Annotated in this window: 16 protein-coding genes and 1 pseudogene; 13 read left to right on the forward strand and 4 right to left on the reverse strand. The window is 63.4% G+C overall.

Translation table 11 applies throughout. The features are described 5' to 3' along the window. Positions 1 to 109: 109 nt before the first annotated feature. Positions 110 to 424, forward strand: a complete 315-nt coding sequence (locus AC0L17_RS15805; RefSeq protein WP_473516502.1) for a hypothetical protein — start codon at positions 110 to 112, stop codon at positions 422 to 424. 99 nt (positions 425 to 523) lie between these two features. Here the strand turns inward: AC0L17_RS15805 and AC0L17_RS15810 are convergent, their stop codons facing one another. Beyond that, positions 524 to 811, reverse strand: coding sequence for a DUF3175 domain-containing protein (locus AC0L17_RS15810; protein ID WP_473516503.1), 288 nt, complete (start codon positions 809 to 811; stop codon positions 524 to 526). Positions 812 to 1,006: 195 nt separating this feature from the next. On the opposite strand from AC0L17_RS15810, the gene AC0L17_RS15815 reads away from it, so the two are divergent. The 10 genes from AC0L17_RS15815 (at position 1,007) to AC0L17_RS15860 (ending at position 10,334) form a co-directional block, all read left to right on the forward strand. Continuing rightward, positions 1,007 to 2,239, forward strand: coding sequence for an MFS transporter (locus AC0L17_RS15815; protein WP_473516504.1), 1,233 nt, complete (start codon positions 1,007 to 1,009; stop codon positions 2,237 to 2,239). A gap of 151 nt (positions 2,240 to 2,390) precedes the next feature. Continuing rightward, entirely contained in the window at positions 2,391 to 2,714 is a 324-nt protein-coding gene (locus tag AC0L17_RS15820) for an ArsR/SmtB family transcription factor (protein WP_128175152.1), read from the forward strand. Next, positions 2,711 to 3,121: an SRPBCC family protein gene (locus AC0L17_RS15825; RefSeq protein ID WP_473493715.1), complete on the forward strand. Its 411-nt coding sequence runs from the start codon at positions 2,711 to 2,713 to the stop codon at positions 3,119 to 3,121. Before AC0L17_RS15820 ends, AC0L17_RS15825 begins: the two co-directional genes overlap by 4 nt. A 123-nt stretch (positions 3,122 to 3,244) precedes the next feature. Further along, a complete protein-coding gene (locus AC0L17_RS15830; RefSeq protein ID WP_023798658.1) occupies positions 3,245 to 3,466 on the forward strand; it encodes a hypothetical protein in 222 nt (73 codons plus the stop codon). 248 nt (positions 3,467 to 3,714) lie between these two features. After that, positions 3,715 to 4,743 (forward strand): HTH-type transcriptional regulator GntR, encoded by a 1,029-nt coding sequence (gntR, locus tag AC0L17_RS15835; protein WP_473516505.1) that lies wholly within the window; start codon positions 3,715 to 3,717, stop codon positions 4,741 to 4,743. A 311-nt stretch (positions 4,744 to 5,054) separates the two neighbouring features. Then, entirely contained in the window at positions 5,055 to 6,179 is a 1,125-nt protein-coding gene (locus AC0L17_RS15840; protein WP_027154324.1) for a sugar ABC transporter substrate-binding protein, read from the forward strand. A 69-nt stretch (positions 6,180 to 6,248) separates the two neighbouring features. Beyond that, positions 6,249 to 7,817, forward strand: a complete 1,569-nt coding sequence (locus tag AC0L17_RS15845; RefSeq protein WP_473516506.1) for a sugar ABC transporter ATP-binding protein — start codon at positions 6,249 to 6,251, stop codon at positions 7,815 to 7,817. Next, complete coding sequence (locus tag AC0L17_RS15850; protein ID WP_023798662.1) at positions 7,814 to 8,794, forward strand: ABC transporter permease; 981 nt, start codon at positions 7,814 to 7,816, stop codon at positions 8,792 to 8,794. The genes AC0L17_RS15845 and AC0L17_RS15850 overlap by 4 nt, the downstream gene beginning before the upstream one ends. After that, the gene (locus AC0L17_RS15855) at positions 8,791 to 9,777 is read left to right on the forward strand and encodes an ABC transporter permease (protein ID WP_023798663.1); all 987 of its coding nucleotides are present in this window, start codon (positions 8,791 to 8,793) and stop codon (positions 9,775 to 9,777) included. Before AC0L17_RS15850 ends, AC0L17_RS15855 begins: the two co-directional genes overlap by 4 nt. 29 nt (positions 9,778 to 9,806) lie before the next feature. Beyond that, entirely contained in the window at positions 9,807 to 10,334 is a 528-nt protein-coding gene (locus AC0L17_RS15860; protein ID WP_473516507.1) for a gluconokinase, read from the forward strand. Between the two features lie 37 nt (positions 10,335 to 10,371). On the opposite strand, the gene AC0L17_RS15865 is transcribed toward AC0L17_RS15860, so the two are convergent. Further along, entirely contained in the window at positions 10,372 to 10,821 is a 450-nt protein-coding gene (locus AC0L17_RS15865) for an RrF2 family transcriptional regulator (RefSeq protein ID WP_027154320.1), read from the reverse strand. Positions 10,822 to 11,070: 249 nt separating this feature from the next. Continuing rightward, on the reverse strand, positions 11,071 to 12,057 hold the full coding sequence (locus tag AC0L17_RS15870) for a sulfate ABC transporter substrate-binding protein (RefSeq protein ID WP_473516508.1): 987 nt from the start codon (positions 12,055 to 12,057) through the stop codon (positions 11,071 to 11,073). 252 nt (positions 12,058 to 12,309) lie between these two features. On the opposite strand from AC0L17_RS15870, the gene AC0L17_RS15875 reads away from it, so the two are divergent. Together AC0L17_RS15875 and AC0L17_RS15880 are read left to right on the forward strand one after the other, a co-directional pair. After that, positions 12,310 to 12,582, forward strand: a complete 273-nt coding sequence (locus AC0L17_RS15875; protein ID WP_473516560.1) for an antitoxin — start codon at positions 12,310 to 12,312, stop codon at positions 12,580 to 12,582. A 61-nt stretch (positions 12,583 to 12,643) separates the two neighbouring features. Continuing rightward, positions 12,644 to 12,763, forward strand: a pseudogene (locus AC0L17_RS15880) (type II toxin-antitoxin system VapC family toxin); the annotation flags it as partial. 17 nt (positions 12,764 to 12,780) lie between these two features. Here AC0L17_RS15880 and AC0L17_RS15885 read toward each other — a convergent pair. Beyond that, complete coding sequence (locus AC0L17_RS15885) at positions 12,781 to 13,821, reverse strand: sulfate/molybdate ABC transporter ATP-binding protein (protein ID WP_473516509.1); 1,041 nt, start codon at positions 13,819 to 13,821, stop codon at positions 12,781 to 12,783. Between the last annotated feature and the right edge of the window lie 22 nt (positions 13,822 to 13,843).

Below are 13,843 nucleotides of genomic sequence, written 5' to 3' on the forward strand. Positions count from 1 at the left end.
CCAGGTTGATGATGTGACCGAATGCACATCGTAAAAATTCGGGACACGGCATGATCATCTCCATCGAAGGGCGATTGGCGCTCTTCGCGAAACCCAGGGAGGAACGAACATGACCAGCAAACTTATCGGCATCGCAACAGCAGCCACCATCGCCATCGCAGCGCTCGCATCGACGGCTTCCGCAGCACCATCGGCGGCCTTCGGCAACACTGGGCAGCAGAGCCAGGCTGCCGGCGATTTTGTCGTCAAGGTCGGCCATCGCAGCCATCGTCATGGCCACGGTCACGGCCACCGCTGGCACAAGCGTTTCGGCTTCTACGACTACTATCCCGTCTATGATTATCCCGGCTATAGCTGCTGGACAAAGAAGAAGATTTTCACCAACCATGGCATTTTCTGGAAGAAGATCTGGATCTGCGGTTGAACCATAGCTTGGACACACCGAGGCCCGGCCTATTGCAGCCGGGCCTCTTTTGTATTTGGCTGCCGTGGCCCCCTATGCCTTCGTTGTACTGCAGGCGTCTCAGTGTTCTCTCGGGCGGCCAAACGCGGCGCGCAGTTCGTCCTTGGCGCCCTCCAGCACTTTCTTCTGCTTGGCCGGCAGGTTCGTGCCGGCGCGGTTGATGTAGAAATTCAGCATCGACATGGCGGACTGGAACGGCTCGGCCTTGCGCCGGTCGCTGTGCTCGGCCGATCGCTTCAGCGAGGCTGCGATCTTCTTGGGGTCGTGGGATTCGAAGATATGTTCCTCGAGGTCCAGCGCATCGCTGTGCTCGGTGACCTCGGCCGACCATTTCCTTTTCGCGGTCATGACAAGCTCCTTCTCCCTTCTATTGGCCTATTGGCAAGTTTGATGAAAAACTCCGGGACGGCGGCCGCCGTTCCACTGCAGCTCAAAATCCCTGGAGCCACGCAATTGCGCGATGTGGCGCTGCACGGCGCCGCCAATGTGCCGATAGTGGTGTCGAACCCGTCGACTTGCGCACAACCGCGGACAGGAAACGCCTTGACCACAACCGCCTCCAGCCGGCCGAGCAGCCCCGGCATCGACAGCGCCTATGCCTGGCTGCGGCTCGGCATCTCGATGCTGCTGGCGACGATCGGCGGTGTCGGCATGTGGGCGGTGGTCGTGGTGCTGCCCGCCATGCAGGCCGAATTCGGCGTCGATCGCGCCGCCGCTTCGATGCCCTATACCGCGACCATGGCCGGTTTCGCCGTCGGCAATGTGCTGGTCGGCCGCGCCATCGACCGCATCGGCTACTGGATACCGGCGCTCATTGCCTCGGTGACGCTCGGTACCGGGTTCCTGCTGGCGTCGCTGACCACTTCGATCCTGCAGTTCACCCTTGTCCAGGGACTTTTGATCGGCGTCGGCACGTCGGCGATTTTCGGGCCGCTGATCGCCGACATCTCGCACTGGTTCAACCGCCGCCGCGGCGTCGCGGTGACGGCTGCCGCCGCCGGCAGCTATCTTGCCGGGGTGATCTGGCCGTTGGCAATGCCCTACGTCATACAGAGCGAGGGCTGGCGCTTCACCTATGCCGCAATCGGCGTCGTCTGCCTCGCCACCATGCTGCCGCTGATCATGCTGCTCAGGCGCGGCGCACCACATGCCGCCGCTCCCGGTTCACCCGGCAGCCGGCCGGTCCAGCCGATCACGCTGTCACCGGCAGCGCTGCAGGTGTTGCTCATCGTCGCCGGCCTTGGCTGCTGCGTGGCGATGTCGATGCCGCAAGTCCATATCGTCGCCTATTGCATGGATCTCGGCTACGGCGTGGCGCGAGGCGCCGACATGCTGTCGATCATGATGGCGGCGGGCGTCGTCAGCCGGCTGGCGTCCGGCTTCCTTGCCGATCGCATCGGCGGCGTGAAAACCCTGCTGATCGGCTCGGTGCTGCAAGCCCTGTCGCTGTTGTTCTACATCCCCTTCGACGGGCTCGCGTCGCTTTACGTCGTCTCGCTGGTCTTCGGCCTGTCGCAGGGCGGCATCGTGCCTTGCTATGCCATCATCGTGCGCGAATACATGCCCGCCAAAGAGGCCGGCCAGCGCGTCGGCATCGTCATCATGGCAACTATCTTCGGCATGGCAATCGGCGGCTGGATGTCGGGCTGGATCTACGATCTGACCGGCTCCTACGCCGCCGCGTTCCTCAACGGCATCGCCTGGAACCTGCTGAACATAGCGGCCATGGTGCTGCTGTTGTGGAAGGCACGGCGCAGCGCCGCGGCGATGGCCTGAGCACTGACCCCGCTGGCCTGCCGTTGGCCGGAGCGATGGAAGAGACATGGCGGTGGCCCCCTGTGACGCGGAGCCCGGTCCAGGTTCCTGCTTGACTTACACATATCTCGGCGGTTATTGGTTTTCAATAGCCAGAGAGTTATCGATAGCCATGTCACAGCCCCACGAGATCCTCTTCAAAACGCTTGCCGATCCGACGCGACGGGCCATCTTCGAGCGGCTGTGTCGCGACGGAGACCAGACCGTCGCGGCCCTGACCGCTCGGGCCGGGGTCTCACAACCGGCCGTGTCAAAGCATCTTGGGGTGCTGAAGCAGGCCGGGTTGGTGCGCGACCGCCACGAAGGCCGCAACACGCACTACAGCGCGGAGTTCGGCGCCCTGGCGCCGCTGATCGACTGGACAAACCAAATGGCTGGGTTCTGGCAAAGCCGGTTCGACAACCTCGAAGATTTGCTCAAAAGGATGGACCAATGACCAATACCGAGACCGAAACGCGCGCCGTCATTGTTGAACGGGAGGTCGCTTTTCCGCCGGAAAAGATCTGGCGCGCGCTCACCCAATCACACCTGATCGAGGAGTGGCTGATGAAGAACGATTTCAAGCCAGACGAGGGGCACCGTTTCAATCTGAGCGCGGACTGGGGGACGGTCGACTGTCAGGTCCAGGCGGTCGAGCCCAACAAGATGCTGTCTTACACGTGGGATACCAAGGATCTCAGAAGTGTCGTCACGTGGACGCTCACCCCTACGAGCACAGGGACCCATCTGCGCATGGAGCAGTTGGGCTTCCGGCCGGACCAGCAGCAGTACTACCAGGGCGCCCAACACGGGTGGCAGCGGTTCTTTGCGAAGCTGGAGCAGGTCCTGGCGCGGATAGAATAGCCGTGCCGGCGCCATAGGCATCTGCTGGCGAAACGCCATGCCCAACAAGACGTCTGTCAACGAAACAAGGTAGCAAAAAAGCCGCCAAGCGGGCGTGCGGCTCGTCTTCAGAGGAGGTCCCAAATGAACTGGAACACGTGGATCCGGCAATTCCACCGCTGGCTGTCGATCATTTTTACGGCGGTCGTCGCTGCCATCTTCATCACCCTGGGCGTAGGTGTCGAGCCGGCCTATTGGGTATATCTCATGCCGCTGATCCCGCTCGGCTTGCTCATGCTCAGCGGTCTCTATCTGTTCGCGTTGCCCTATGCCACGAACTGGCGCAGCGGACGACGCACGGCGTAGAAGACCGAGCACGGTGGACGACAACACGCCCGCTCACCACCCACAGCCGAAATTCAAACAGTGGCGCTACCCGAGTTCGGGTAGCGTCCTGCCCGGTTCCCTTGACAATGGGGTAAGGCTGCGCGACGCCAGACGGGTGTGGCAAGTCGGGTGCGGCAAAGTCGGATTGGCATGGCGACAGTGGCAAAGACGCTGAACAGCATTTCGCGGTCGCGCTTCGGTGAGGGCGCCGCGTTCGGGACCAGGCTATGACCAAACCGCGCTCGCGCCGTGGCGGCGGCCGTCCGACGATCGCCGATGTCGCGCGCAAGGCCGGCGTCGGCGCCATTACCGTCTCGCGTGCCTTGCGCGAGCCGGAGCGCGTTTCGGAGGATCTGCGCCGCCAGATCCAGGCTGCTGTCGATGAGCTCGGCTATCTGCCCGATCCGAATGCGCGAGCATTGGCTTCGGCGCGCGCCGAGGTCTTTGGCGTGCTGGTGCCGTCGCTCACCAACAGCGTCTTTGCCGAAGTGCTGCGCGGCATCTATGACAGCCTGTCCGACAGCTCCTACCGCATCCAGTTCGGCAACACCCATTATTCCGGCCTCGAGGAGGAACGGCTGCTGCAGGTGTTCGGCCCGCAGCGCCCGGCGGCGCTGATCGTGGCGGGCATCGACCAGACGCCAGTTTCGCGAAGACTGCTCGAGACGGCCGGCTGCCCGGTGGTGCAGGTCATGGAGACCGGCCCCGATCCGGTCGACATGATGGTCGGCTTCTCGCATTTCGATGGCGGCAGGGCGGCGACTGAGCACATGATCGAAATGGGCTATCGCTGCATCGGCTTCATCGGCGCGCGCATGGACCCGCGCTCGCAGCGGCGTCTGGCCGGCTATCGCGCGGCGATGGAGGCGGCCGGCCTGTTCGACGCGCGGCTTGTCACCACCACGCCGGTGCCGTCCAGCGTGACGCTCGGGCGCGAATTGTTTCGCGACGCGCTGGCCAAGGTGCCGACGCTGGACGGGGTTTTCTGCAACAATGACGACATCGCGCTCGGCGCGCTGTTCGAGTGCCACCGCGCCTCGATCGCCGTGCCGAAGACGATCGGCATCACAGGCTTCAATGATCTCGACATGATGGAAGTGGCTTTCCCCTCGGTCACCAGCGTCCGGACGCCTCGCTACGAGATCGGCCGGCTGTCGGTCGCCATGGCGCTCGCGGCGATTGCAGGCAAGCGGCCGCAACAGCCGGTCGTAGACCTTGGCTTCGAACTCAAGCGCCGTGAGAGCACTTCCCGCTGAAAGCACTGGCCGCTGAAAGCGCTTGCAGGCATCGCGAAATCCGCTTTACTCCACGTCATGGTAGCGCTACCAGTTATATCCAGGCGAAAGCTCGCGAAACAGCGAAAGTCTGTTTATTATATATAAGCGACAGCTGATGCTTGTTTATTATGTATAATATGATAGTTTTTATTCCGGTTTACTGAGCCACGAGGGAGGAGATCGGGTTGGCATTCGGCCACCCTGAAAGCGCGACGGCAAGGCAGGAGGTGCCGAGCCAGGCACGCGAGACGCGTAAGAACAATCAGAAACTGCAACTGGGAGGAATATCGATGATCAAGTCACTCGTAGGTGGCGTCGTCGCCGCCACTGCATTCGTCATGCTGAGTTCGTCGGCGCTCGCCGAACCCGAAATCGTAGCAGGCCCATCCGCCGAGCCGGAATGCTTCGCACCATGGGCCGCCGACACGCAGTTCTTCAAGTTTCCCAAGAAGGAAGGCCCGTACCGCATCGCGCTCGCCAATGGCTATATCGCCAACACCTGGCGCATCCAGATGGTGCAGACGGCAAAAGCCTATGCGGCGCAGCCGGAGGTCGCGGCCAAGCTCAAGGAATTCAAGGTCGTCTCGACCGGCGAAGACGTGCCGGCGCAGATTTCAGCGATCAACAATTTCATCGATTCCGGCTATGACGCGATCGTCGTCAACGCGCAGAATCCGACGGCGTTCGGTCCGGTCATCAAGCGCGCCAAGCAAGCCGGCGTCGTGCTGGTCGCCTTCGACAACATCCTCGACACCAAGGACGCCATCAACGTCAATGTCGACCAGAAAGGCCTTGGCGAATTGTGGGCCAACTGGCTGATCAAGCATATCCCCAATGGCGGCAAGCTCCTCGAGGTGCGCGGCGTTGCCGGCACGTCGGTCGACACCGACCGCCACAACGGCATCCATGAGGCCCTCGACGCTTCAGGCAAGAAGTGGGAGGTCACCGAAGTCGTCGGCAAATGGGACGACGGCGTGGCGCAAAAGGCTACGGCCGACGCGATCGCCACCAACGGTCCCTTCGACGGCGTCACCGGGCAGGGCGGCGACACCGGCATCGTCCAGGCGATGATCGACGCCAAGCATCCGTTCGTGCCGTTCGGCGGCGAAACGGAGAATGGCTTTCGCAAATTCTGCGCCAAGTTTGCCTCAGAAGGGCTGAAATGCTCGTCGGCCGGAACCGGACCCGCCCAGGTTGCGGTCGCCATCAAGACGGCGATCGCCGCGCTCGAAGGCCAGGTCGTCCCGCAGGCGGTGAAGCTGCCGCTGGCGATCGTCGAGGATCCGAACTTCAAGGAGGGCGAGGACTATTTCCCCGACCAGTCCGACAATTTCTTCGTCGGCAATTCCTTCCCGACCTGCGGCATCAATTTCACCGCGCAGGAAATCATGGGCCAGAGCAAGGAGAACCAGTAGGCTGATCGCTCGGCGCCGCGGGTATTCCGCGGCGCCAGTCCCGATGAACAAGCGCCTTGGGAGGGGCCGATGGACGGTGCGGTTCCGCTCTTCCGCATGGAGGGCATATCCAAGCGCTATGGCGGTGTGCGGGCGCTGGAAAAGGCCGAGCTTTCGGTCACGCCAGGCAGCATCCACGCCATCCTCGGCGAAAACGGCGCCGGCAAATCGACGCTGATCAAGGTCATGGCCGGCGTCGTCGCGCCTGACGAAGGCCGCATGATGCTGGACGGAAGCGAGGTGAGCTTCGCGTCGCCGGCCGCGGCCAACCAGGCCGGCATCGTCTGCATCTTCCAGGAATTGTCGCTCGTCCCCGAACTCAGCGTCGCCGACAACATCGTCATTTCCGATCCGCCGAAACGGTTCGGCATGATCGACCGCAAGGCGCAGCGGCGCATCGCGGAGGAAGCCCTGGCGCGTGCAGGCGCCGCCGACATCCACCCGCTGGCGCTGGTCAAGGACCTTCCGCTTTCAAGACGGCAGATGGTCGAGATCGCCAAAGCACTTGCCAGGAAGCCGCGCATCCTGATCCTCGACGAGGCGACCTCGGCGCTGACCGCGGCCGACGTCGCCAAGATTTTTGGCGTCTTGAAGCGGCTGCGCTCGGAAGGGTTGGCGCTGCTCTACATCTCGCATCGGATGAACGAGATCGCCGAACTGGCCGACCAGTGCACAGTGTACCGCAACGGCCGCAACGTCGCCAGCTATGCTGCGGGCTCGAAGAGCGACAATGAAGTCGTCGAGCTGATGATCGGCCGCGAATACAGCCATATTTTTCCACCGAAGCCGGTGCGCGCCCCGGCTATAACCGCTCCGGTGCTTGAGGCGCGAAAACTGTCGTGGACCGACCGGCTGGACAATATCTCGCTCACGGTCGGGGCAGGCGAGGTCGTCGGCCTCGGCGGTCTCGACGGCCAGGGCCAGCGCGAATTGCTGCTCGCCTTCTTCGGCGTGCTGCGCGGCCTCAGCGGCCAGATACTGATCGACGGCAAGCCGGTGGCGATCGCCAGCCCGGCCAAGGCCCGCGGTGACCGGATCGGCATGGCGCTGATCCCGGAGGACCGCAAGACCGAAGGCCTGATGCTGCCGATGACGGTGCGCGAAAACCTCTCCTTCGCCGCACTCGACCGGTTGTCCAGGGCCGGCATCATCGACCGTGCCGCCGAGCAGCGGCTGATCGACGACATGGTCGCCCTGCTGGCGATCAAGACGGCCGGCCTCGACATCCCTGTCGGCGCGCTGTCCGGCGGCAACCAGCAGAAGGTGGTCATCGCAAAATGGCTGATGCGGCAGCCGCGCATCATCCTGCTCAACGACCCGACGCGCGGCATCGACGTCGGCACCAAGCAGGAACTGTATCAGCTGATGCGCAAGCTCGCCGACCAGGGCGCGGCGATCCTGTTTTACTCGACCGACTATGACGAGCTGATCGGCTGCTGCGACCGGGTGCTGGTGCTCTATGACGGAGCGGTCAAGCGCGAGCTGGTCGGCGCCGAGATCACCGAGCGGGCGCTGATCGCCAGCGCGCTCAACATCCATGGCGAAGAGATGCCCGTCAGAGGCATGGCGAAGACGCCAGCCGGAGGAGCAGACGCGTGAAGGATTGGCGCTACTGGCTTGCCGAACAACGCGGAACGCTGCTGGCGTTCGGCATCTTCATCGTGATGTTCACGATCTACACCTCGAACCATCCGGCCGGCTTTACCGCCAATGTCGTGCAGACTGCTTCCAACAAAGGCGTGCTGCTTGCCTTCGTCGCCATGGCGCAGACGCTGGTGGTGATCACCGCCGGCATCGACCTTTCCGTCGGCATGATCTTTCTGCTGACCAACTGCCTGGCCTCATGGCTGGTCATCGGCACCGGTATCGAGACCGCGTTCGGTGTCGTCGCGGTGCTCGGCACCGGACTTCTGTGCGGGGCGATCAACGGCGCCATCGTCATCTACGGACGGCTGCAGCCGATCGTCACCACCATTGCCACCGGCGCGGTCTATTTCGGCATCGCGCTGCTGCTGCGACCGTTCCCGGGCGGTTCGGTCAACGAGGATCTTGCCGACGCGCTGACCGGGCGGCTGTTCGGCGTGGTGCCGGCGAGCCTGGTGGCGCTGCTGGCCATCGTGCTCGTCGTCTGGGTGCCGTTCAGCCGCTCGGTGCTTGGGCGCGCGGCCTATGCCGCAGGATCTTCGGAGATGGCAGCCTACATGTCCGGCGTGCCGATCCGCCGGGGAAAATTCGCCGCCTATGCGCTGGCCGGCCTGCTCGCCGCGATCGGCGGGCTGTTCCTGACCTTCTTCACCTATACGGGCGAGGCGGCCTATGCCAGCGGCAATGCCTATACGCTGTTCTCGATCGCCGCCGTGGTGCTCGGCGGCGTCTCATTGTTCGGCGGCAAGGGCAGCGCCATCGGCGCGATTTTCGGCGCGCTCGCCTTCCGCACCATCGGCGACCTGCTCTTCGTCTTCGATTTCGATCCGCTCTGGCAGCCGCTGTTCCAGGGCGTCATCCTGCTGATCGCCGTCAGCCTCGGCGCCTTCGCCCTGTTCAGGGTCCGCAACCGGCTGGAGTGGTTCCTGTGAGCGAAACGACCATCGCCGGCATCGCCGGCCGCATGCCGAAATTCATCCGCCGCGCCGACCCTGCGGTGCTGACCGCCTTTGCCTGCATCGTGCTGCTGCTGTTTGTCGGCAGCCTTTATTCGCGCAGCTTCTTGTCGCCGGAATATCTGCTGCAGCAGCTCAAGGTGGCGTCGTTTCTCGGCGTCATCGCCACCGGCATGATGCTGGTCATCCTGCTTGGGCAGATCGACCTGTCGGTGCCGTGGTCGGTGGCGACGGGCGCGATGATGGCCTGTGCGGCCGCCGCCTACGGCCCGCTCGGCGTGGCGCTGGCGATCCCGTTCGGCATTTTCTGCGGCGTCGCGATCGGCATCGTCAACGGCATCGGCGTCGCTTATCTGCGCATTCCCTCGATGATCATCACGCTCGCCACCAATGCCGTCGCCCAAGGGCTGATGGTGGTCTATACAGGCGGCTTCTCGCCACAGGATTCGGCGACCCGGGCGATGCGCTATCTGGCGACCGGCTTTGCCATTCCGGGCGTGCCCAATGCCGTCGTCATCTGGGCGCTGATCGGTGCTGCGATGGTTTTCGTGCTGACCCGCACCGGTTTCGGCCGCACGGTCTACGGCATCGGCAACCGCGAGCGCGCCGCCTACCTCTCCGGCATCGACACGCGGCGCGTGGTGCTGATCGCCTTCGCCGTATCCGGCGGGCTCTCCGCCTTCGGCGGCGTGCTTCTGGCCGGCTATGCCTCCAAGGCAGCGCAGTCGATGGGTGACGCCTATCTCCTGCCGTCGATCGCTGCGGTGGTGCTTGGCGGCACCTCGATCCTCGGCGGCCGCGGCTCTTATCTCGGCACGGTCGCGGGCGTCATCCTGATCACGCTTTTGCAATCCATTCTTTCCGTCATGCAGATGCCGGAGGCGGGGCGGCAGATCATCTATGGCGTCGTCATCGTCGCCATGCTCCTGCTTTACGGCCGCGCGCCGGCCAGCCGCTGACCCGCATCGTGGACGAAAAGACAGCACAAATGCAGAGCGATCGCATTCGGCCCGCACCGGCCGTCGTGGTGATGGGCGTCGCCGGCTGTGGCAAGTCGGCGGTCGGCGAAGCGCTGGCGGCGGCATTGGGCGCTGTCTTCGTCGAGGGCGACAGGCTGCATCCACCGGAAAACGTCGCACGCATGGCAAGCGGCGAGCCGCTGACCGACGCATTGCGCGAAGGCTGGCTCGACGCGATCGGCCTGCGCATTGCCGGACCGGTCGGCGATGGGCAGAGCGTCGTCGCCGCCTGCTCGGCGCTCAAGCGCAGTTATCGCGAGCGTCTGCGCGGTTTTTGCCAGGACATTTTGTTCCTCTACCTGGAAATCGATCCGGCGACCGCAAAGCGGCGTGTCGGCTCCCGCCAGGGCCATTTCATGCCGGCAAGCCTGGTCGACAGCCAGTTCGCCACGCTCGAACCGCCGGCAGCCGACGAGAATGCATTGACGCTCGATGCGACGCGTCCGATCGCCGATATCGTCGCCGACGTAACAAGCCTGTTCGAGTCGGATTCATGAGGGGTCGCTGGCGCCGATTCCGCTTCAAGACGCCAGATCAGATCTGTGACGTCAGTTCGACTGGAAAATCGTCGTTGTCGGCGTCGCGCATGGCGGCGAGGCTGCGATTGTCCAGCACCTCGGCGATCGCATGGCGCACCTCCAGCATCATGTTCCGGACCTGGCATGTCGCCTCGTCGCAATCATCGCAGCGCTGATATTGGGTGCGGCTGGCGCAAGGGATCGGCGCCAGCGGCCCGTCGAGGACGCGCACGACATGGCCGATCTTGATCTCGGAGGCCGGGCGGGCGAGGCGATAGCCGCCTTCCTTGCCCTTGCGGCTCTGGACGAAGCCGGCATTGCGCAATTCGCCCAGAATGGCATCCAGGAATTTCTTCGGGATGTTGTTGGCGACGGCGATGTCGTTGACGAACGCCAGCTGGCCGACCGGCAAGCCTGACAGATGCACGAGGGCCTTGAGGCCGTATTTGCCTTTTTTGGTAAGCATGCCCGATTCAGTTCATGAAAACCCCAACCGCCCGCATCTGGCGGTTGTTTGTGTGCAAATCATGACGTTTTGTCGCGCAATGCAGTTTCGCGAAACAAGCCGTCCGCGGGCACAGTACGCACAAACACGTTGATTGTTCGTGACGTTTTGGACGGCGGGCGCCCGTAAAGCGGGAAACCACCTTCCCGGCGCGGAAAACGAAGAAAGCCGGCAAAGCCGGCTTTCTTCCGATTTCGAAGATCGCTTGCTTCAGCGGCTGCCATAGGTCTGGTCGAGCAGTCCGCCGGCGGCGAAATGCTCGGCCTGGATCTTGGCCCAGCCGCCGAAGACATCTTCGACCGTCAGCAGCCGGACATCGGGAAACTCGCCCTTGTATTTGGTGGCGACCGCCGCGTCGCGAGCCCGCAGGCCGTTGCGGGCGGCGATGTCCTGGCCCTGCGGCGTGTAGAGGAAGTCGAGATAGGTCTTGGCGAGGTCACGCATGCCATGCTCGTCGGCGACCGTGTCGACGATCGCCACCGGAAACTCCGCCAGCAGGCTGACCGAGGGCGTCACCTGCTCGAACTTGTCATCGCCATACTCCCTGCGGATACCGCGCGTTTCCGACTCGAAGGTGATCAGCACGTCGCCGATCTCACGCTGCACGAAGGTGGTGGTGGCGGCGCGCCCGCCAGAGTCGAAGATCGGCACGTTGTTGAACAGCTTGGTGACGAATTCCTTGACCTTGGCGTCGTCGCCCTTGAAGGCCTCCTTGGCGTAGGCGGTGGCCGCGAGATAGGTGTAGCGCGCATTGCCCGACGTTTTCGGGTTGGGGAAGATCACCTGGACGTCGTCGCGCACGAGATCGTTCCAATCCTTGATGTTCTTCGGGTTGCCGGCGCGCACCAAAAAGGATGGCAGCGAATAGAAAGGCGAGGCGTTGTCGGGGAAGTCCTTCTGCCAGTCGGCGGAGATAAGCCCCTTCGAGACCAGGAAGTCGATGTCGAGGACCTGGTTGAAGGTGACGACATCGGCGCCGAGGCCTTCGGCGATGGCACGCGCCTGCGCCGACGTCCCGGCGTGCGACTGGTCGACGGTCACGCCGGGGTGCTCTGCGACGAAGGCCTTGTTGATCTGCGCAAACAGTTCGCGGCCGACATCATAGGACGCGTTCAGCAATTTGTCGGTCGACCAGGCCTGGGAGGATGCGAGGAACAGGCCGGCCAATGTGGCGACGCCAAGCAAAAATCGCTTCATGAAAACAGGGCTCCGATGCAGTGCGCTTATTGCCGAACCATAGCGGCAAGGCATGGTGGGCGACGAGACACGCAGAGCGGCTTCACCACGCCATCGCGAGAAAAATGTTCCCATTCCAGGCCGTTACTAGGATTTTCTTTCACCCGGAGTCTTGCGAAGCACCTGGGCAGCGGTCCCCATGCGTTGGCAAGACGATTGCATCGCGACACTGTCTGGCATTTTACAAATGGTATAAACAAAGGAGCCATCGCTATGCCCCAGCGTCGCCATTCCAAGACTCCGCCGAAAGAGGCGAAGCTGTTTCGCAACAATCGCAGCCAGGCGGTGCGCATTCCTGTCGAGTTCGAGTTCCCCGGCGAAAAGGTCTTGATCAGCCGTGAAGGCGACCGCCTGGTCATCGAGCCGGTCCGCAAACCTGGCCTCTCGGCGCGGCTCGCGCAATGGGCGCAAGAGCCACCGCTCGGTCCCGAGGACGACTTCCCCGGAACCGACGATATGCCTGTCAAATCCGAAAGAATTTTTTAATGCGGCTCATGCTGGACACCAACTTGTCAGCGACATGATCCGAAACCCGGCGGGCAGAGCCACTATTGGCCAAAACGACCTTTTTATTGCTGCCCACGCCTACGCGCTGGACACCACCGTGGTAACCGCCACCATGGGAGAGTTCAACCGGATCAAGGGCCTGAAGGTCGAGAACTGGCTGAGTAGCGCCGGAAGGGATCAAGCAGCCGGAAAAAGCTTCCAGCGCCGCGGCCTGAACGCTACCCGGCTCTTCTGCGCCGCCGGATGGTCGACCGGCAGCTCGATCTCGACCCGCTGGCGGTCGCCGCCGATTTCGAGCTCCACCCGTCTGGTGCCGGCGACGCGGCGGCTGGCGGCGACCGTGCCGGCGATGCAGCCATTGCATTCGTCCACCAGGTCGACATCGTGCGGGCGGAAGAACAGCGTTGCTTCGCCCCGCGGCGCCTGCGGCGCCGACAGCCCGATCGGGCGGTCGGCGATCCAGACCTGGCCGTCCTCGACCTTGACCGGAAGCGCGCTCGATTCACCGATGAAGCCGTAGACGAAGGGCGAATTCGGCGTGTCGTAGATTTCGTCGGCGGTGCCGACCTGCTCGATGCTGCCCTGGCTCATCACCACGACGCGGTCGGCAAGCTCGAGCGCTTCTTCCTGGTCATGGGTGACAAAGACCGTGGTGTGGCCGGTGGCGTCGTGGATGTCGCGCAGCCAGCGGCGCAATTCGCGGCGGACCTGGGCGTCGAGCGCGCCGAACGGCTCGTCCAGCAAAAGCACGGCCGGTTCGATCGCCATCGCGCGGGCCAGCGCCACGCGCTGGCGCTGGCCGCCAGAAAGCTGAGCCGGATAGCGCTTTTCCAGGCCGGAAAGCTGGACGAGGTCGAGAAGCTCTGAGGCACGGCGGCGGATTTCCTGCGCCGACGGCCGTGACGGCCCGTGCCGAACTTTTAAGCCAAAGCCGATATTGTCGGCGACCGTCATATGGCGAAACAGCGCATAATGCTGGAAAACGAAGCCGACATTGCGCTGCTGGATCGACTTTTGCGACGCATCCTCCTCGCCAAAGAAGATCTTGCCTTTCGTCGGCCGCTCCAGCCCGGCGATCAGCCTGAGCAGCGTCGTCTTGCCGGAGCCGGAAGGCCCGAGCAGCGCGATCAGTTCGCCGGACTTGATGTCGAGCGAAACGTCGTGGAGCGCCGGAAACCGCTCAAACTCCTTGCGCACGTTGGCAACGCGAACTTCCATCAACCGTCCCTTTTTTGTCGAT

Source organism: Mesorhizobium sp. WSM4829 (genome assembly GCF_055811475.1).